Below are 19,589 nucleotides of genomic sequence, written 5' to 3' on the forward strand. Positions count from 1 at the left end.
GAAGGGATCTGCCCCCGGGGGCTACACCGGCAACGGCAACCAGGCCAGGCTGGCCGAGGCCAGCCCGATGGCGATGCCGGTGGCGGCCAGCACGTCGGACGGGTAGTGCAGGCCCAGTACCACCCGCGACAGCGCCACGCCCGCCGTGAACGGCACCAGCAGTGGCGCCAGCCACGGGTAGTAGGCCAGCGCCACGATGGTGAACGACACTGCGTGCAGGGTATGCCCGGAAGGGAAGCTGAACTCGTCCAACGGTGCCACCCAGGCGCGGATGCGCAGGTCGGCGGCATACGGGCGCGGTCGCCGGGTCCAGCGCTTGAGGCCCTTGTACAGCAACAGCGCGGCCAGGCCGGTGGCGGCCATGTGCACGGATGCGCGCAGGCCGTCGAAGCCATCAAGCAGCACCAGCGCGCCCATCAGCACATACCAGAACACACCATCACCGAGCCGGCTGATGACCGCGAACAGGCGGCGCACGCGGCGACGTCGGCAGTAGTGGTTGGCCCGCCGGCACAGGCGTGCCTCGCGGTCGGCCAGCAGTTCAAGCCGCGTTGTGCGCATGGCCGGTCCTCCGCGACTGGGCCAGTTCGGCCAGCAGGGCGTCGAATTCCGCCACCACCTGCTGCGGATGCAGACGCTTCATGGCGCGTGCGGCGTTGTTGCCCAGCACGTGGCGCTGTGCGTCATCCGCGGCCAGTTGCACGGCCGCTTCGATGAACTGCTCATCGTTGTCCACTGCGGCGCCATTCTCGCCATTGCGCAGGTACTCGCGCGCAGCGCCGTAGTCGAAGGCCACCGTTGCCACGCCACTGGCCATGCTTTCAAGGGTCACGTTGCCGAAGGTCTCGCTGCGGCTGGGGAACAGGAACAGATCGCCGCTGGCGAAATGACGTGCAAGGGCTTCGCCACGCTGGATGCCGCAGAAGATGAAGTCGGGATTCTCGTGCGCCAGTTTTTCGCGGGCCGGGCCATCGCCCACCCACACGAAGCGCGCCTTGGGACGGATCTGCTGCAGCCGGCGGAATGCTTTCACCGCCAGGCCGAGGTTCTTCTCGGCGGCGATGCGGCCGACGTAGATCGCCACCAGGCCGTTGCCGTCCACGCCCCACTCCTCGCGCAGCGCAGGGTCACGGCGGCTCGGATCGAACTGCTGGCTGTCGACCGCACGTGCCAGCAGGCGTACGCGTTCGAAACCCTGTTCGCCGAGGAACTGCTGCAGTTCGCGGGTGGGTACCAGCGTCGCATCGGCCTGGTTGTGGAAGCGGCGCATCCAGCGCATCGCGGCGGCCTGCAGCCAGGCCACGCCGTAATCGGGCAGGTACTCGTCGAAGCGGGTGTGGAAGCCGCTGGCCACCGGGATGCCGAGGCGCCGTGCGGTGCGCACCGCCGACCAGCCCAGTGGGCCTTCGGTGGCGACATAGACGGCATCCGGGCGTTGCTGCTGCCAATGGCGGCCGAGCCGGATCGGTGCCGGCATGCCGAAGCGCAGGCCGGGGTAGCGCGGAAGGGCGGCGCCGGGAACCAACAGGGTGCCCGGGGCGGAGTCCAACGCTTCGTTGGCCTGGCGGGGCCGGATCAGGTCGATCTCATGGCCGGCGTTGCGCAGTCCCTGCTCCAGTCCCTGCACGGTGAGGGCAACGCCGTTAACTTCCGGCGGATAGGTCTCGGTGACGATGGCATAGCGCATGGCGGGCCTCCGGGTTTCCGGCATGCTCGGGTCTGGCGATGTAGCCGATATGACCGCTTTGCGACCAGTAGATGACGCGGTCGGGGGCCCTCGCCACCACGGCCCCGAGGGGCCATGGTGGGCACCGTGTTTGGTGCGTGGATCAGAAGCGCTGCTGGTATTTCATATAGATGAAACGGCCGATGTCGAAGCCGCCGTAATAGGAAAAGTTGGAACTCGGCTGGCTGTACATGACCGGCCCCTGGCGGCCGAACACGTTGTTGGCACCGATCGAAACGGTGGCGTCCCATGGCAGGTTGTAGCGCGCCTGCACGTCATGGAAGGTGACCGATCCACGACGGTTGTAGTCGCGCGTACCGCTGAACCACGGCGCGCGCTGGCCGGGGTGGGAACACTCGTTCGGATAATCCTCCGCGCCCAGGCAGCGTTCCTTGACCGCGGAGAAGTAGCGCAGTCCCCAGGTCAGGCCGAGATTGCCATGCTCCCAGCCCAGCGATGCGTTGGAGCGAACGCGGAAGCCGATGCCGCCGTTGGTGGCGATGCCGTTGCTGGGGATGGCCGGTACGCCGGCTTCGTTGGTGGTCTTCTCTTCGGCGTTGACCACATAGGTGGTCTTCCAGTCGGCGCTCAACGTGCCCCAGCGGGTTTCGACCTTGTGGCCAATCTCCAGGTCATAGCCTTCCGCCTGGCGGAAGCCGCTGTTGCGGTTGCCGTAGTTGAGCTTGTTGACAATGCCCAGCTCCGGATCGCGGGTGAAGCTGCCGCAGCGCTCGGCGATGCCCAGCTCGTAGCAGTCGCGGAGGATGTCATTGGGATGATCGGAAACGATGGTGTTGTCGATGCGGATCCTCCACCAGTCCAAAGCGATGTTCAGCCCTTCGGCAAACGTCGGGCTCCAGACCAGGCCCAGCGTGCGGCTGGTCGAGGTTTCCGGCTGCAGGTCCGGATTGGAGCCGTTGGTGAAGGGCAGGGGCGTCTGTCCACTGCTACCGGTGATGGGTTCATTGCCCTGGCCGAGCTGGCGGTAGGTGTCGGCATTGGCGATGTCGGCGGCGCAGCGCGCGCGCACTTCAGGACTGCTGGCCGCTGCACCGTAGACCGTGTCGCAGGGGTCGCGGAAGCCGGTGGTGAACGTCTCCGAGCCGCCGCCGTAAAGGTTGGCGATGGTTGGCGCGCGGAAGCCCTGGGCCCAGGTGCCGCGGACCAGCAGCTGATCGATGGGCTTCCAGGTGACGCCGAACTTGCTGTTGAGGGTTCCGCCGAAGGTGGAGTAGTCCGAGTACCGCGTGGCCGCGTTGAGGGTCAGCTCGCGGGCACCGGCGAGGTCGCGCAGCACCGGCACGCTCAGCTCCAGGTAGGCTTCGTCGACACGGTAGCTGCCGCCGGTCGGGCCGGCTGCCAGGTTGGTGGTGGCACCGGTCTGCGCCAGCGGGTCGGGGATGAAGCGACCGTCCTCACGACGGCTCTCCGCGCCCACTGCGAAGCCGAGTTCACCTGCCGGCAGAGTGGCCAGGCTGCCGCTGAGGTTGGCGAACAGATTGCGGGTGGTGGTGCGCCCGCGGGTGAGTTCTTCCGGGAACAGCCACTCCTGCAGTTCGGGATTGCCGGTCAGCCCATAAGGATCATTCTGGCCCTCCGGAACCAGCGGATTCCACGGCTTGCAGCCGGCAATCGGTGCTTCTGGGGTGCCACATTCAACCCTGCCGGTTTCCGGGTTGAAGAACGAGGGGCCGGTGGCATCGGCCACGCGCTGTTTGTGCAGGTTGCCGGTGGCACGTTGGGTCAGCTCACTGCGGTTGTACTGGTAGCCCGCTTCCCAGTCGAAGTCGCGACCGCCGAATTCGAAGTTGCCCTCGAATGCCGCGACGGCCTGCCAGGTGGTCAGATCGCTGGTGCTGACGCGAGGAATTTCCCAGGTACGGCGGTTCCAATGCACATCACTGGGCGTGTCGTAGCCGTGGTGGCTGCCGAACGGGTTGAACCAGCTGTCGGCGGACATCGGGGTGATGCCGGCTGGGCCGGACTGGAAGGGGTAGCCGGCGATCTGGCGCGTGGTGGTGCGCCGGTTGTAGGCCAGCTGCGTGTTGAAACGGACCTGGTCGTTCAGATCCACGCGCGCATCGACGAAGATCGAATCGCGCTTGATCGGCGTCTGCAGATGCATCTGCTCGTTGCTGTTGCTGACATCACCGGTGAATGGTGTGTTGTCGCTGAGGTGGAAGCTGTCCGGTCCACCCGGCAGGCTGCCACGGTCGAGCGAATAGCTGCAGCCCCGGCTGTTGCTGCAGCCGGGGCCCTTGAAGCCGGTGATGCGGCCCCACTGGCCGACCGTGGTCCAGCCGTCATCCGCGTGGCGGTCGGTATAGGTATAGGCACTGAAGCCACGGTCCCTGGCCCAGACGCCCTTTTCTTCGACATGTTCGGCAGCAATGCTGATGGAAGCACGGTCATTGGACCAGCCGGCAACCACGTCGTACTGGGTGCGTGCGCCGTCGCCTTCACTGTATTGGCCGTGATAGACGTTGGCGGTGACGCCTTCGACGTTGCGGCGGGTGATGATGTTCACCACGCCGGCCATCGCATCGGACCCGTAGATGGCCGAGGCACCGTCCTTGAGCACTTCCATGCGTTCCACCGCAGCGGCGGGAATGCTGGAAATGTCCTGGTATCCGCTGGTGGTCATGCCCAGCCGCTTGCCGTTGACCAGCACCAGGGTGCGCTGCGCACCGAGGCCGCGCATGTCCACGTAGCTGCCGCCGGCGGCTTCGCCGGCGCTCAGTGGGCTGGCGCGGCTCAATGCCGGACTGCCGGTCGCAGTCAGGTTCTGCAGGATGTCGGCAACGGAGTTGAAGCCCTGTCGCTCGATGTCGGCGCGGCTGACGGTCAGCACCGGCTGTGCGGTTTCCAGGTCGACCTGGCGGATGCGTGAGCCGGTGATCTCGATGCGGTCCAGCGTGGTGGCTTCGGGGGCCTGCTGCGCGAAGGCAGGAGCCGCCAGGGCAGTGGTTGCCGTCATCGCAAGTGCACGACGGATCGCCAACCCGAGTTCGGGAATACGGATGGTCATGGGTCTCTCTCTCTCTCAGTCTTCGAAGTCTTCGGTGCGCGGCCAAGCGGGCTGCGCCAACGCCACCGCAGGCGGTGGTTGTTCGAACCTAGTGAAGGAGGAGGGGGAGAGGTATGGGAAATGGACGAAATCGCCATGGCACGGCATGACGCTTCCGCACAAACCGGAAGTGAATCAATCGATTGATCTGATCGACGTGGGAGCGACGGACGAAGCATCCTCGCCTCGACTCTGGACTGAAAGCGTCATGGCAATTGCAGGGAGCGACAACCTGCGCGGAAACAGAAAAAAACCACGGCCCCGAAGGGCCGTGGTCGTAGAGCTTCAACAGCTTGTCGAACACGCGCGGAGGAGGCCTAAGGCGACGCGTTCTGACGCGCCGCTCTGGCAGTAGGGATCAGGCCACGAACGGACGGAACTGGATGCCCAGGCCGGCGAGGCCGTCGGTCTCACCGATCAGGTCGGCGCGGAGCAGCGGGCGGGCATCGATGAAGGCCTGCGGCACGATCAGCGACAGGCGGTTGTCGTCGGCGGTCAGTTCCAATGCCGGCAGCGGATCGTCCTCGTGGGCACGGTTGAGCAGTACCGCCAGGCGCAGCAGGGCGGCCAGCCGGCGTGCAGTCAGCAGCAGGCGCTCGGGCAGGGCGTCGAAGGCGGTCTTGGTCACGCTACGGCGATGACTGCGTACCAGTGCCGCCAGCATCTGCTGCTCCTGCCGCGAGAAGCCGGCGATGTCCGAGTGCTCCAGCACGTAGCTGCCATGCACGTGGTAGCCGCTGTGGGCAATCATCAGGCCCAGTTCGTGCAGGCGCGCGGCCCAGCCGAGCATGCGTGCGTCGTCGGCGTCGAGCTTCCAGCGCTCCTGCACCTGCTCCAGCAGCGACAGCGCGGTGTCCTGCACGCGGTCGGCCTGTACCGTGTCGATGCCGTAGCGCTGGCTGAGCGCGGCCACCGATTCGTCACGCAGGTCGTTCTCACCGGCGCGGCCGACGATGTCGTACAGGATGCCTTCGCGCATCGCCGCCTTGCTGACCAGCAGTTTCTGCAGGCCCAGTGCCTGGAAGGCGGCCTCCAGCACCAGGATGCCGCCGGCAATGATCGGGCGGCGGTCGCTGGACAGGCCCGGCAACTGGATGTCGTCGATCTTCTTGGCCTTCAGCAGTTCGTCGCGCAGTTGGGGCAGGGCCTCGGCGGTGATCGCGCCCTTGCTCAGCTTCATCGTTGCGCAGATCTCGCTGATCGCCTTGTGCGTGCCCGAGGAGCCGAGCGCTTCCTGCCAGCCCAGTGCGCGGTACTTGCTGGCGAAGGGCTGGAACTCGCGGCCGATCTCGGCCAGCGCATCCTTCCAGCGCTTCTTGCTCAGCTTGCCACCCGGGAAGAAGCGGCGGGTGCTGGCGATGCAGCCGGCCTGCAGGCTCTCGCGCTCCAGGGTCTGCATGCCCATGCCGATGATGAACTCGGTGGAGCCACCGCCAATGTCGATGACCAGGCGGCGCTGGCCGGGTTTGGGCGGTTGCGCGTGGGCCACGCCGAGGTAGATCAGGCGTGCTTCTTCGCGGCCGCTGACCACTTCAATGGCATGCCCCAGCGCGGTTTCGGCCGGGACCAGGAACGACTGCGGCGAGCGCAGCTGGCGTACGGTGTTGGTGGCCAATGCGCGTACCCGGTGCGGCGGCACATTGCGGATGCGTTGTCCGAAACGGGCCAGGCATTCCAGCGCGCGCTGCCGTGCAGCGGCGGAGAGGCCACCTTTGCCATCCAGGCCGTCGGCCATGCGCACCGTCTCGCGCAGGCGGTCGATCACCCGCAGCTGGCCGAGCGTGTAGCGCGCGATGACCATGTGGAAACTGTTGGAGCCAAGGTCGATGGCGGCCAGCAGGTCGCCATCCTGCAATGCGGGCGGAGTCGTGGTGGTATGCGGCATGGGCGAATGTTAGCCGAAGGGGCGGTGTGCTCGTCACCGCGTGGCCTTCACATTTTGGAAGAGGGGAGTGCGGCAGGGCTGCGCCCTGCACCTGCAGAGGCCAGAGCAACGGCAACAGCAACAGCGGGCTATCCGTGGGATGGCGGGGTGGGTCCGATGGCAGGGGACGCCGTGAACCCCCAGGCCGGCCCAGCCGCTGGCGGCTGGGCGTTCGGGCGCTCGCGAAGCAGTGCTTCGCAAGCAAAGCGCCCTCACCCATGGGGGCTTGGTCGCCGCTTGCTCGTGTGCGCAGTCCTGCGCACACGGCAAGACCGGGGTTGGGCGTCCTGCCCAACCCGCCCGAGGCATGCCTCGGGCCCATGCGGCTCACACCCCTGCCACCGGACCCACCCCGCCTTCGACAGTTCTCTGCGATCTGATGGTGGGTGTCGACCTTGGTCGACACACCAGGTCAGAGACCCTGCATCAATGCCATCTGCGCAGAGTGCGGGGCTTCGTCGTGGGCCGGCGCACGCTTGTGGTAGATGCCGTCGGCATCCAGTTCCCAGGCGTTGAGGTTGTCGTCCAGGTAGTTCTGCAGGACTTCGCGGTAGACGCGCTTGGCCAGCTCCGGGTCCAGGATCGGGAAGCAGGTTTCCACCCGGCGCAGCAGGTTGCGTTCCAGCCAGTCGGCGCTGGCGCAGTACATCTCCGGTGCGCCGTCGTTGCCGAACCAGTAGACGCGGCTGTGCTCCAGGAAGCGGCCGACGATCGAACGCACGCGGATGTTGTCCGAGATGCCCGCTACGCCCGGGCGCAGGGTGCAGGCGCCGCGGATGATCAGGTCGATCTGCACACCGGCCTGCGACGCGGCGTACAGCGCGCGCACCACCTGCGGTTCGTTCAGGGCGTTCATCTTGGCGATGATCCGCGCCGGGCGGCCGGCGGCGGCGATGCGCGTTTCGCGCTCGATGCGGCCGAGGATGCCGGTGTGCAGGGTGAAGGGCGACTGCAGCAGGCGCTTGAGCTTCATCTTCGACGCCAGCCCGGACAGCTGCTGGAACAGCAGGTGCACATCGTTGCCGATGTCCGCATCGGCAGTGATCAGGCTGATGTCGGTGTACGCGCGTGCGGTGCCGCTGTGGTAGTTGCCGGTGCCCAGGTGCACGTAGCGGCGCAGCTTGCGGCCCTCGCGGCGCACGATCAGCAGCATCTTGGCGTGGGTCTTGTAGCCGACCACGCCGTACACCACCTGCACGCCGGCTTCCTGCAGGCGATCGGCCAGGCCCAGGTTGGCCTCTTCGTCGAAGCGCGCGCGCAGCTCGACCACCACGGTCACGTCCTTGCCGTTGCGCGCGGCCTGGATCAGCGCGTCGACGATCAACGAATCCTTGCCGGTGCGGTACAGGGTCTGCTTGATCGCCAGCACGTTGGGATCGATCGCCGCCTGCCGGATCAGGTCCAGCACCGCGGTGAAGGCATCGAACGGGTGGTGCAGCAGCAGGTCCTGGCGCGCCGCTGTCTCGAAGATGCCGTCGCTGTCGCGCAGGGTGCGCGGGGTCATCGGCGGGTACTTCAGGTCCGGCTGTGCGATCAGGTCGTACAGCTGGATGATGCGGTTGAGGTTGACCGGGCCGTCGATGCGGTACACCGCGTTCTCGGTCAGGCCGAAGTTCTGCAGCAGGGTGCGCACGATCTCGCGCGGCATGTCCTGCGCGATTTCCAGCCGCACCGCCGGCCGGTAGCCGCGATCGACCAGTTCGTCGCGCAGTGCCAGCGCCAGGTTCTCCACTTCCTCCTCGTCCACCACCAGCTCGGAATTGCGGGTAACGCGGAACTGGTAGGCACCCTGGACTTCCATGCCCGGGAACAGCTCATCGACGAAGGTGGACAGCACCGACGACAGGAACACGAAGTTCTGCGATCCGCCGAGCTTCTCCGGCAGCTGGATGATGCGCGGCAGCGAGCGCGGCGCACGCACGATGGCCAGGTGGCCGGCGCGGCCGAACGCATCGGTGCCCTTCAGCACCACCACGATGTTCAGCGACTTGTTGAGGATCTTCGGGAACGGGTGCACCGGGTCCAGGCCCAGCGGCGACAGCACCGGCATGATCTCGTTGCGGAAGTACGCGCGCAGCCAGCGCTTCTGGCGGTGGGTCCACGAATGCCGGCCGAGTACGCCGATGCCGGCCTCCATCAGTGCCGGGCGCAGCGTCTCGTTCCAGCAGCGGTACTGCTGGTCCACCAGTTCGGCGGCGCGGTCGTGGATGGCGTTGAGGATGGCCTGCGGGCTCATCCCGTCCGGTGCCGGCGGCAGGCCGAACTCCTGCGCGTGGCGGACGGCGGCGGCGCGGATCTCGAAGAACTCGTCCAGGTTGGTGCAGGAAATGCACATGAAGCGCAGGCGCTCCAGCAGCGGCACCTGCGGATCCATCGCCTGGGCCAGCACGCGGAAGTTGAAATCCAGCTGCGACAGTTCGCGGTTGATGTAGAGCGCCGGGTCGCGCAACGGATCGTTGTCCGGGCTCACGGGGAGGGGGAGGGATCCGAGGCTGCTCATGGCGTCATTCTTCGATGGAAGTCAGGGGGGCGGACTCGCGCGGGCGCACGTGGTCGGCATCGAAATGGCAGGAAAACACCGAGCCCTTGCCAACCTCGCTTTCAATCTCCAGCCGCGCGTGGTGCAGGCCGAGGATGTGCTTGACGATGGACAGGCCCAGGCCGGTACCGCCGCTTTCGCGGGAACGGCTGCTGGAGACACGGTAGAAACGTTCGGTCAGGCGCGGCAGGTGAGTGGCCGGGATGCCGTAACCGGAATCGCGCACCGCCAGCACCGCGCCGTCGCCTTCGCGGCGGAATTCCACCGCGATGCGGCCACCGGCCGGGGTATAGCGCACCGCATTGGTCACCAGGTTGGAGAAGGCGCTGTGCAGTTCCTTGGTGGAGCCCTGCAGGTCGACGCCGGCCTGATCGTCGATGCTGATCTGGTGGCGGCCCTGGCTGTGCGCTTCGGCCTCGCGGCGCAGCGTGGCCAGCATCGGCTGCATGGCCACGGTCTCTTCCTCGCTGTGTTCCTGCGATTCCAGCCGCGACAGGGTCAGCAGGTCTTCCACCAGCTGGGCCATGCGCTGGCTCTGCTTGCGCATTTCTTCCAGCATCGGTCCGGTTCCCGGGAAATCCTCCGGGTCCATCATGTCCAGGTAGCCGTGGACCACGGTGAGCGGCGTGCGCAGTTCGTGTGAAACGTTGGCGACGAAGTCGCGGCGCACCTGTTCCAGGCGCAGCAGCTTGCTGACGTCGCGGGCGATCAGCAGCCAGTAGTCCGACGAATAGGGGATCAGGCGCAGGTTCAGGCGGATCGCCGGATCGACCGGCGAGGGCACGTCCAGGATCGGCTCGGCATTGCGGCCGCCGGCCAGCCAGTGGGCAAGCGGCATCGGCTGCAGGCGTTCGACCAGGGCCTCGCCGAGGTCGCCCGGATGATGCAGGCCGAGCAGGGCGGTGGCCGCTTCGTTGAACCACTGCACGCGCTGGCTGTTGCGGTCCAGCACCACCACGGCGTCGGGCAGCGCGGCGGCGGCGGCGCGGTAGCTGCGCAGCATGTCGAGCAGGCGGCGCTTGCGAACGCGCATTTCCACCTGGTTGCGGTACAGCAGGCGGTCCAGCTCGTTCCAGACGCCGGTGCCTTCCTCGGCGGTGTCCCAGCGCTGGCGCGCGGTCAGCCGGCGCAGCACGCTGCGCAGCCGCCAGTAATGCCAGGCCAGGGTGGCCAGTGCGCCCAGTGCGATGCACAACCACAGGTGACCCGTGAACCACCCCACCAGTCCGGAGAACAGCAGTACCGCGGCAACGGTGGCCAGGGTCTTCAACCAGGCAGAGCGGATGTGGCGGGGCATTGCGATCTCGTCGTTGAGGTGCGGCGGTTCACTGGGGTGAACCGAGGGTTATAGCAGAGTTGCCGGCGCCGGCACCCGCGGGTGCGTGGCGCCGGCACGACGAGACTCAGGTGGCGGTGGAGAAGCGGTAGCCGGCGCCGCGCACGGTCTGCACCATGTTCTCGGCGTTGAACGGTTCCAGCGTCTTGCGCAGGCGGCGGATGTGCACGTCGATGGTGCGCTCCTCCACGTACACGCTGCCGCCCCACACATGGTCCAGCAGCTGGGCGCGGGTGTAGACGCGCTCGGGGTGGGTCATGAAGAAGTGCAGCAGGCGGTATTCGGTCGGGCCGATCGGCACCGGCTGGTCGTTGGCGAACACGCGATGGGCGGCGCCGTCGATGCGGATCGGGCCCACCGCCACGCTGCCGTCTTCGTCGTCCTCGCGGGCGCGGCGCATGACCGCACGGATGCGGGCCAGCAGTTCGCGCGCCGAGAACGGCTTGACCACGTAGTCGTCGACACCGGCTTCCAGGCCACCCACGCGGTCGTTCTCTTCACCGCGGGCGGTCAGCATGATGATCGGCACTTCGCGGGTCAGCGTCTCCTTGCGCCAGCGGCGGGCCAGATCCAGGCCGCTGGTGCCGGGCAGCATCCAGTCCAGCAGGATCAGGTCGGGAACGCGGTCGGCGATCGCGGTCTGGGCCTCGCGGGCGTCGCCGGCGTGGACCGGTTCGTAATCGCCCTTGCGCAGGGCGAAGGCGACCATTTCACGGATCGCGGGCTCGTCATCGACGATCAGGATGCGTTTCTGCACGAGGACACCGTAGGGCTCGGTTACTGGAGTGGTGCCAGTAGACTACGGTTTGATGACATGTTTGTGACTGCCTGGCCGGAACCGGTCGGGATTGCCATCGACCGGTCATGCAGCACTCAGCGGCGGTCCAGGTCCGGGTCCTGCACGCCCTGGCGGCGCAGCTCCAGCACGGTGGGGGTGATCGCCTCGATGCGCGCATCCACCCGCGCCCGGCCCACATAGTCCAGCGCCGGGTTGCGCTTGAGCGCCTGCAGCTGCATCAGCGACTGCTCCGGGCGGCCGCTGAGGAAGGCGGCCTCGGCATAGGCCTCGCTGGCGCGCACGCTGTCACCGGCCAGCTCGCTGGCACGGGCGTATCGCTGCTGGAAGACCGGATCGTTACCACTTTGCGACAGCAGGGGCCGCAGCATGGCCTGTGCGCGCTGGCCGGCCTCGCGGGTGCCCTGTTCGTTCAGGATCTCGGCATAGGTCAGGGCCACGGGCCGGCTGTTGGGGTGCTCGCGCAGCAGCTGCTCGAAACGGGTGTTGGCCTGCGCCCCCAGCCCGGCACGCGATTCGGCCTCGCCCAGGCCCAGTGCCAGCCACAGGTTGTCCGGGCGGGTCTGCAGCAGGCTGGCCAGGGTCTGCCGGGCCTGCGTGGCACCGCTGCGGCCGCCGCGCATGACCGCCAGCGCCTGGCCGTAGCGCTGTGCATCGTTGAGGCCGTCCTTCTGCCGCTTGGCCATATCTGCGTATTCGCGCTCCAGCTCGGCGGTGGAATCGGCGCTGAGCACCCGCAGGCGTTCGCGTGCCCACTCGAAGTCGCCGCTGGCGCCACGGGCCAGCTGGCCGACCGGAATGCGCAGCACGCTGCTGGGCAGCAGGGGGTTGTTTCCGCGCAGCAGCGGCTCGGCCAAGCCCGGGTCGGCCGGATTCACCCGTTCCTTGCGCTCGCCGCTGGGGGTGCTGGTGGTCAGCAGCACCGTGTCCTTCTTCATCTGCTCGGCGCGGGCCTTGGCCTCGCTGATGCGGGTGATGTTGACCGGGTGGGTGCGCAGGAACTCGGGCACGCTGTAGCCGCCCTCGTTGCCGCGCATCGCCGCCGACATGCGCTCGAAGAAGCCGGCCATCGCGTCCACGTCATAGCCGCTGCGCGACAGGGTGCGGATGCCGAGGCGGTCGGCCTCCGATTCGTTGGAGCGGGTGTAGTTGATCTGCCGCTGCTGCATCAGGCCCATGCCCGAGCTGATCGCGGCCATGGTCGCATTGCCCGAGGAGGTGCTGTTGCTGGCCTGGGCAGCCACCACCGCCGCCAGCATGCCCAGCAGGATCGGAATCTGGTCGCGCTGGGCGCGCTCGACCCCGCGCAGCACGTGCTGCTGGGTGACGTGGGCGATTTCGTGGGACAGCACTGCAGCCACCTCGTCCTCGCGTTCGGCGGTCAGCACCAGGCCGGCATTGACCCCGATGTAGCCGCCCAGCGTGGCGAAGGCGTTGATCTGGCGGTCCTTCATCACGAAGAAGGTGTAGGGCTGGCGCGGCTGGTCGCTGTTGGAGCCAAGCCGGGTGCCCATGGTCTGCAACCAGTCGTTCACCAGCGGGTCGTCCAGCAGGTAGCCGTAGTTGCGCAGCTCGCGCAGCATCATCGCGCCGTACTCGGCCTGGCGCGCCGGGGTCAGAAGCTCGCCGGCCGAGGAACCGATGTCGGGCAGCTTCTCCTGGGCCTGGGCCAGCGGCATGGCCAGGGCCAGGGTGACGGCGGTAGTCAGCAGCAGGGCTCGCAAGCAGAAGATCCTCGGGCAGGGCGCGCCAAGCGTGGCAGGGCAGGGGGCAACCATTCGTTAATCCACAGTGTTGCGTCGGTGGCGTGGAAATTCCAGCGCACCGGTACCATATGTAGACCGTCGATCCATCGTGGAGTTTCCCGTGACAGCCCAGACCGCCGGCGGTGCCCCCGCCATCACCATCTATTCCACCGCCGTCTGCCCGTATTGCGTGGCCGCCAAGAACTTCCTGAAGAGCAAGGGCCAGCAGTGGACCGAGGTCCGCATCGACCTGGACCCGGTCGAGCGCGAGAAGATGATGGCGCTGACCCGTCGGACCAGCGTGCCGCAGATCTTCGTGGGTGATGTCCATGTCGGCGGTTACGATGACATGATGGCCCTGCACCGTGAAGGCAAGCTCGAGCCGCTGCTGGCCGGGCAGGGCCAGGCATGAGCGCGGCCGACGACGGCAGCAAGGACCGCATCGCCGAGTTCACCGATTTCCGCAAGCGCATGAACGAGCGCATCCTGGGCGAACCGAACCAGGTGGTGCGGCGCTTCTTCGCACTGGACACGCAGACCTACCAGGCCGGCGCGCTGGACGTGAAGACCAAGGAACTGCTGGGCCTGGTGGCCTCGATGGTGCTGCGCTGCGACGACTGCATCAGCTACCACGTGGCCCAGTGCAAGGACGCCGGGGTGACCCGCGAGGAGTTCTTCGAGACCTTCTCGGTCGGCCTGGTGGTCGGCGGCTCGATCGTGATCCCGCACCTGCGCCGCGCGGTCGACTTCCTCGACCAGCTCGAAGGCGGCGCCGCCGCCCCGGCAGCGCACGAGCACTGAGGGGTAGTGCCGGCCGCTGGCCGGCATCGCCTGAATCCGGCATGGCCGGGGTTGCCGGCCAGCGGCCGGCACTACCGGGCCCGCGAGGGGGCCTGCCCCGCGATCCAACAGTCCTGGAGCCCCCTTGTTGTTCAAGGGGGCGCGCCGACAGGCGCGGGGATAAGGTGGAATGCGCGGGCAATTCTGCCTGAGCCGGGGACTGGGACCATGGTCTATTTGGGACCTCGGCCCCGGCTCAGGCATAATTGCCGGTGAAACTTCCTTTGCGCCGGCGTTTCCGGGCACGTCCGGACGGCGTTTTTCCCCCTGTTCGGAACATCGATCAATGACGCAGAAAATTACGGTCATCCGCGGCGACGGCATTGGCCCGGAAATCATGGACGCCACCCTGTTCGTGCTCGACCAGCTGAACGCTGGCCTGGAGTACGAAGACGCCGACGCCGGCCTGGTGGCCCTGGAAAAGCACGGCGACCTGATGCCGGCGGTGACCCTGGAATCGATCGCGCGCAACAAGGTCGCGCTGAAGAGCCCGCTGACCACCCCGGTCGGTGGTGGCTTCACCTCGATCAACGTCAGCCTGCGCCGCCACTTCGACCTGTACGCCAACGTGCGTCCGGCCCACACCTTCCCGAACACCAAGTCGCGTTTCGACAACGTCGACCTGATCACCGTTCGTGAGAACACCGAAGGTGCGTACCTGGCCGAAGGCCAGGAAGTGTCGGCCGACGGCGAGACCGCCTTCTCCGGCACCCGCATCACCCGCAAGGGTTCCGAGCGCATCGTGCGCTACGCCTTCGAGCTGGCCCGCAGCGTCGGCCGCAAGAAGGTCACCGCCGTGCACAAGGCCAACATCATCAAGTCGACCTCGGGCCTGTTCCTGAACGTCGCCCGTGAAGTGGCCGCGCAGTACCCGGACATCGAGTTCCAGGAAATGATCGTCGACAACTGCTGCATGCAGCTGGTGATGCGTCCGGAACAGTTCGACGTGATCGTCACCACCAACCTGTTCGGCGACATCATCTCCGACCTGTGCGCCGGCCTGGTTGGCGGCCTGGGCCTGGCCCCGGGTGCCAACATCGGCAAGGACGCGGCGATCTTCGAAGCCGTGCACGGCACCGCGCCGGACATCGCCGGCCAGGGCAAGGCCAATCCGTGCGCGCTGCTGCTGGCAGCCGCGCAGATGCTGGACCATATCGGTCAGCCGGAAAACGCCGAGCGCCTGCGCAAGGCCATCGTCGCAACGATGGAAGCCAAGGATTCGCTGACCGGCGACCTCGGCGGCACCGGTACCACCATGAGCTTCGCCAAGGCCATCGCCACCCGCCTGTAAGCGGCCGGTCGACCTCGGTTGGATCCCAACGGGGCGCCTTCGGGCGCCCCGTTGCGTTTTCCGGTATATCCACGCCATGCGTGGATGACGGAATGATCGGTTGTGCGGTTTCCGCACAGATCATGTACCGCCGCACGGCTGGTCCGTGCGCCAATCGCTACGCATCCTGTGCCCCCACACCCACCACACAGGAACCCTCCCATGAACCTCACCGCCTTCGGCTTGGCCAGCCTGATCGGCATGGCCGCCACCGCCCCGGTTGCCGCTGCCGAGCCGTCCCATTCCACCATCCGCGACATGGCCGGCGTGCCGGTCGCGGCCTCGCTGGATGCCGCGAAGACCGCCGTGCTGGTGATCGACTTCCAGAACGAATACTTCGATGCCAGCGCTGCACCGGGCTTTGCCGGTGGCCGCATGGTCATTCCCGATGGCATGGCGGCGCTGCGCCAGGCCAAGCGGGTGGTCGAGTTCGCCGATGCGCATGGCATCCGTGTGATCCATGTGCAACACGTGCTGCCGGCCGGCGCGCCGTTGTTTGCGCAGGGCAGCGTCAACGCCGCCTTCCATCGTGACCTGCTGCCGCGCAAGGGCGAAACCGTGGTGCAGAAGGACAACGTCAGCGTGTTCGCTGGTGCTTCGGCTGCCGTGCTGGACACCGTGCTGAAGGACGCCGGCATCGACACGCTGATCGTCACCGGCCTGCAAACCCATGCCTGCGTGGCCGGTGCGGCCCGCGATGCAGCCGCCGCACCGCGTGGCTACCGGGTGATCGTGTCGTCCGATGCCAGCGCCAGTCGCGACCTGGATCTGGCCAGCGGCCAGCGCATGGATCATCGCGTGCTGCACGAGGCCTCGCTGGCGCAGATCGAGGACGCCTTCGGTGACGTTCTGAGTACCGATGCGATCCTGGCGCTGCCGGTGCGCAAAGCCGGCGACGGCGCTTGATAAGCTGGCAGGGCCCGCATGCCGTGGGCCCTGCCAGGGGGAACCGCTCGCTGATGGATCATTTCGCTGCCCTGCGTGCGCTGCGCGCCATCGTCGACGCAGGCAGCTTCACCGCTGCGGCAGAACGCCTGGGCACGACCCACTCGGCGATGTCACGGCAGCTGCGGCAACTGGAAGACCACCTGCAGGTACGCCTGCTCGATCGGAACAGCCGCCGGCTGTCATTGACCGAAGCCGGACGCGATTACTACCGGGAGGCGGGCTTGCTGCTCGATCGTCTGCAGGAGGCGGATGACCGCGCGCGTGCCGGGCAGGCGCAGCCCAGTGGCGCCGTACGCATCAGCGTGCCGCAGGTGGTCGCCAGCCAGGAGCTGCCCCAGTGGCTGCCGTCGTTCCTGCAGCGCAACCCACAGGTCTCGCTGGACCTGTCAGCCGATGATCAACTGGTCGATGTGGTGGGGGGCGGTTTCGACCTGGCCCTGCGCATCGCGCCCTCGTTGCCGGACAGCCAGCTGGTCGCGCGCGAACTGGCCAGCTGCCCGCGCATCCTGGTGGCCGCGCCGGCCTATCTGGCACGTCGTGGTCTGCCGCGGCAGGCTGCGGATCTCGAACAACATACGCTGCTGGGATTCAGTCCCACGCCGTCAATGCCGCCCTGGCAGCTGCAGGGGCCGCGCGGTACCTGCGTGAGCATCGAGGCCGGCCAGCGCCTGCGCGTGGATGCCACGCCTGCGCTGTATGCCGCCGCGCTGGCCGGAATGGGCATCAGCCTGTTCACTGCGCTGACCGTCCAGGAGGACCTGCGCGCGGGCCGCTTGATCCGCGTGCTGCCGGCCTGGCATGCCGGGCAGCGCCGCTACTTCGCGCTGTATCCGCATGCACGTGCGCTGGCGCCGAAAGTGCGCGCGCTGGTCGAGCACCTTGTAGCGCACTACGCTGCGCAGATGGGCGCGGCAGGGTAGCCGCGCGGTTGCAACCGAGGTGGTGATGGAGTCGGTGTATCTGCTGGTCGCGCTTGGCGCGATCGTTGCCGGGTTCGTGCAGGGGCTGTCCGGCTTCGCCTTCGGCATGGTGGCGATGTCGTTCTGGGCATGGGGGCTGGAGCCGCGACTGGCGGCCACACTGTCGGTGTTCGGCGCGCTGGTCGGCCAGCTGGTGGCGGTGTTCACCGTGCGCCGTGGCTTCAACCTGCGCCTGCTGCTGCCCTTCGTGCTGGGTGGGCTGGCCGGCATTCCGCTGGGCGTGATGGTGCTGCCGCAGCTGGACATGGACTGGTTCAAGGCTTTGCTGGGCGGCTTCCTGGCGCTGTGGTGCCCGGTGATGCTGATGGCGCGCTCGTTGCCGCCGATCACGATCGGAGGGCGCGTGGGTGACGCCATTGCCGGTATGGCCGGTGGCGTGCTCAGTGGCATCGGTGGCTTCGCCGGGCCGGTGCCGACGTTGTGGAGCACGCTGCGCGGCTTCGGCAAGGACGAGCAGCGCGCGGTCATCCAGAACTTCAACCTGGCCATGCTGGCGGTGACCATGGCCACCTATGTTGGCAGTGGACTGGTGACGCGGCAGATGCTGCCGTACTTCGCCATCGTGGCGCCGGCGATGCTGGCGCCGACCCTGCTGGGTGCGCGGGTCTACATCGGCATCAGCGAAGCGCGTTTCCGGCAGGTCGTGCTGAGCCTGCTCACGGCGTCAGGCATCGCGTTGCTGGCCTCGTCGCTGCCGGCGCTGCTGGCACGCGCGCCGGCGGCCTGAGACTCAGGCCGGGCGGAACATGCGGAAGCGTTGTTCGGCGCCGATGCGGAAGTAGTCGGCGGGGCCGCCGCCGCGCAGGATCGGCGCCGCTGCAGCGGTGTCGTAGATGCCATCGACCAGCAAACGGGTATCGATGTGCACTGCGACCACTTCGCCCAGCACCAGCCAGCCGTTGGTGTCCTGCCCGGCGGCATCGCGCAGGCGCACGATCTGGGTGCAGCGGCATTCCATGCTTACCGGGCTCTGTGCCACGCGGGGTGGCGCGACCTGCGTGGAGGCCAGTGGCGTCAGCCCGGCCAGGGCGAACTCGTCGACCTCCGGCCCGACCGCACGACAGCTTTCGTTCATTGCTTCGGCCAGGTCGAAGGTCGCCAGGTTCCAGGCGAACTCACCGGTCGCTTCAATGTTGCGCAGCGAGTCTTTGCGGCCCTGGCTGGAGAAGCCGATGATCGGCGGGGTGTAGTTGAACGCATTGAAGAAGCTGTACGGCGCCAGGTTCAATGTTCCTTCGCCGTCGCAGCTGGAAATCCAGCCGATCGGTCGTGGGCCGATGATGGCGTTGAACGGGTCGTGCGGCAGGCGGTGGCCGTCGGCCGGGCGATAGCTGTGGAAGGTGTGGGACATGGGGTGGGGTTCCAAAAAAGAAGCCGTGGCCCTCTCGGACCACGGCTTGTCGTTTACGACCTGATGGGGCTCAGCGCTGCTGGATCTTCGACAGCAGGCGCAGGAACTCCACATACAGCCAGACCAGGGTCACCATCAGGCCGAATGCGCCATACCACTCCATGTACTTCGGCGCGCGCTGGGCCACGCCGGTTTCGATGAAGTCGAAATCCAGCACCAGGTTCAGCGCGGCGACGACCACCACGAACAGGCTGAAAGCAATGCCCAACCAGCTGGAGTCGTGGATCACCGGCACATCGATGTTGAAGAAGCCGAGCACGAACGAGGCCAGGTAGAGCAGGGCGATGCCGCCGGTGGCGGCGACCACGCCCATCTTGAAGTTCTCGGTGGCCTTGATCATGCCGCTGCGGTACGCGAACAGCAGCGCGGCCAGGGTGCCGAAGGTCAGCAGCACGGCCTGGAATACGATGCCCGGGTACTTCATGTTGAACAGGGCCGAGACGGCGCCCAGGAACAGGCCTTCGACCAGCGCGTACATCGGTGCGGTGACCGGCGACCATTCCTTCTTGAAGATGGTGATCAGCGCCAGCACCAGGCCGCCGATTGCACCGCCGATGGCGTACAGGCTCGCGCTGCCGGAAATCTGGCCGTACTCATCGACCGACTGGCTCCAGGCGAACGCCGCGGTCAGCACGGTCAGCAGCAGCAGGATGCCGGTCTTGTTGGCGGTGCCGTTGAGGGTCATGACCTGGTCGGGGCTGGTCACCACCGAGCCACTGGCGAGGTCGAGGAAGGTCGACTCGGAAAGAGCCGGGTTGCCGCTGCGCATGCGTGTTCTCCGTGCGAATGAGGGGCTGGACGGCCATCCGGCCGATGACCGGGAGCATAGCCGATGGCTGCGCGTGGCGCCGTGCCACGCGTCGGGTCCGGATCGCCGCGTTGACAGTTCATGATGCGCTTGGCCACAATGACCAGCTCCCCGGGCCTGGCCCGAGGGGATTGCAAGA

16 protein-coding genes are annotated in these 19,589 nt (G+C 67.2%); 6 read left to right on the forward strand and 10 right to left on the reverse strand.

Going from position 1 to position 19,589, the window contains the following annotated elements; translation table 11 throughout:
• Window positions 1-21 precede the first annotated feature (21 nt).
• The 8 genes from ACZK0Z_RS04640 to ACZK0Z_RS04675 form a co-directional block, all read right to left on the reverse strand.
• Window positions 22-561 carry a phosphatase PAP2 family protein gene (locus ACZK0Z_RS04640; RefSeq protein ID WP_005408251.1) on the reverse strand — a complete coding sequence of 180 codons (540 nt, stop codon included), beginning with the start codon at window positions 559-561 and terminating at the stop codon, window positions 22-24.
• Window positions 542-1,687 (reverse strand): glycosyltransferase family 4 protein, encoded by a 1,146-nt coding sequence (locus tag ACZK0Z_RS04645; RefSeq protein ID WP_049430305.1) that lies wholly within the window; start codon window positions 1,685-1,687, stop codon window positions 542-544. Before ACZK0Z_RS04645 ends, ACZK0Z_RS04640 begins: the two co-directional genes overlap by 20 nt.
• A 142-nt stretch (window positions 1,688-1,829) precedes the next feature.
• On the reverse strand, window positions 1,830-4,754 hold the full coding sequence (locus ACZK0Z_RS04650; protein ID WP_049430302.1) for a TonB-dependent receptor domain-containing protein: 2,925 nt from the start codon (window positions 4,752-4,754) through the stop codon (window positions 1,830-1,832).
• A 397-nt stretch (window positions 4,755-5,151) separates the two neighbouring features.
• On the reverse strand, window positions 5,152-6,678 hold the full coding sequence (gene ppx / locus ACZK0Z_RS04655; RefSeq protein WP_106550085.1) for an exopolyphosphatase: 1,527 nt from the start codon (window positions 6,676-6,678) through the stop codon (window positions 5,152-5,154).
• A 451-nt stretch (window positions 6,679-7,129) separates the two neighbouring features.
• Complete coding sequence (gene ppk1, locus ACZK0Z_RS04660; protein ID WP_197633317.1) at window positions 7,130-9,217, reverse strand: polyphosphate kinase 1; 2,088 nt, start codon at window positions 9,215-9,217, stop codon at window positions 7,130-7,132.
• Window positions 9,218-9,221: 4 nt separating this feature from the next.
• Window positions 9,222-10,553: a phosphate regulon sensor histidine kinase PhoR gene (gene phoR, locus ACZK0Z_RS04665; protein WP_100443773.1), complete on the reverse strand. Its 1,332-nt coding sequence runs from the start codon at window positions 10,551-10,553 to the stop codon at window positions 9,222-9,224.
• A gap of 106 nt (window positions 10,554-10,659) precedes the next feature.
• On the reverse strand, window positions 10,660-11,349 hold the full coding sequence (phoB, locus tag ACZK0Z_RS04670) for a phosphate regulon transcriptional regulator PhoB (protein ID WP_005408258.1): 690 nt from the start codon (window positions 11,347-11,349) through the stop codon (window positions 10,660-10,662).
• Between the two features lie 116 nt (window positions 11,350-11,465).
• Window positions 11,466-13,112: a M48 family metalloprotease gene (locus ACZK0Z_RS04675; RefSeq protein WP_049431132.1), complete on the reverse strand. Its 1,647-nt coding sequence runs from the start codon at window positions 13,110-13,112 to the stop codon at window positions 11,466-11,468.
• Between the two features lie 142 nt (window positions 13,113-13,254).
• Between ACZK0Z_RS04675 and grxC the strand changes: the two genes are divergently transcribed.
• The 6 genes from grxC to ACZK0Z_RS04705 all read left to right on the forward strand — a co-directional run bounded on the left by grxC (window position 13,255) and on the right by ACZK0Z_RS04705 (window position 17,958).
• Entirely contained in the window at window positions 13,255-13,545 is a 291-nt protein-coding gene (grxC, locus tag ACZK0Z_RS04680) for a glutaredoxin 3 (RefSeq protein WP_049400919.1), read from the forward strand.
• Window positions 13,542-13,934 carry a carboxymuconolactone decarboxylase family protein gene (locus ACZK0Z_RS04685; protein WP_005408260.1) on the forward strand — a complete coding sequence of 131 codons (393 nt, stop codon included), beginning with the start codon at window positions 13,542-13,544 and terminating at the stop codon, window positions 13,932-13,934. Before grxC ends, ACZK0Z_RS04685 begins: the two co-directional genes overlap by 4 nt.
• Before the next feature lie 325 nt (window positions 13,935-14,259).
• Window positions 14,260-15,264 carry an isocitrate dehydrogenase gene (locus ACZK0Z_RS04690; protein ID WP_099551263.1) on the forward strand — a complete coding sequence of 335 codons (1,005 nt, stop codon included), beginning with the start codon at window positions 14,260-14,262 and terminating at the stop codon, window positions 15,262-15,264.
• A gap of 201 nt (window positions 15,265-15,465) precedes the next feature.
• Window positions 15,466-16,209, forward strand: a complete 744-nt coding sequence (locus ACZK0Z_RS04695; protein WP_049431138.1) for a cysteine hydrolase family protein — start codon at window positions 15,466-15,468, stop codon at window positions 16,207-16,209.
• 53 nt (window positions 16,210-16,262) lie between these two features.
• The gene (locus tag ACZK0Z_RS04700) at window positions 16,263-17,171 is read left to right on the forward strand and encodes a LysR substrate-binding domain-containing protein (RefSeq protein WP_197633205.1); all 909 of its coding nucleotides are present in this window, start codon (window positions 16,263-16,265) and stop codon (window positions 17,169-17,171) included.
• 25 nt (window positions 17,172-17,196) lie between these two features.
• Window positions 17,197-17,958, forward strand: a complete 762-nt coding sequence (locus tag ACZK0Z_RS04705; protein ID WP_049431144.1) for a sulfite exporter TauE/SafE family protein — start codon at window positions 17,197-17,199, stop codon at window positions 17,956-17,958.
• 3 nt (window positions 17,959-17,961) lie between these two features.
• Here ACZK0Z_RS04705 and ACZK0Z_RS04710 read toward each other — a convergent pair whose 3' ends face one another.
• Complete coding sequence (locus tag ACZK0Z_RS04710; protein ID WP_049431147.1) at window positions 17,962-18,582, reverse strand: flavin reductase family protein; 621 nt, start codon at window positions 18,580-18,582, stop codon at window positions 17,962-17,964.
• A 70-nt stretch (window positions 18,583-18,652) separates the two neighbouring features.
• Entirely contained in the window at window positions 18,653-19,411 is a 759-nt protein-coding gene (locus tag ACZK0Z_RS04715) for a Bax inhibitor-1/YccA family protein (protein WP_049431150.1), read from the reverse strand.
• Window positions 19,412-19,589: the final 178 nt, after the last annotated feature.

The sequence above is a fragment of the Stenotrophomonas sp. 116085_Sma genome (assembly GCF_056479585.1).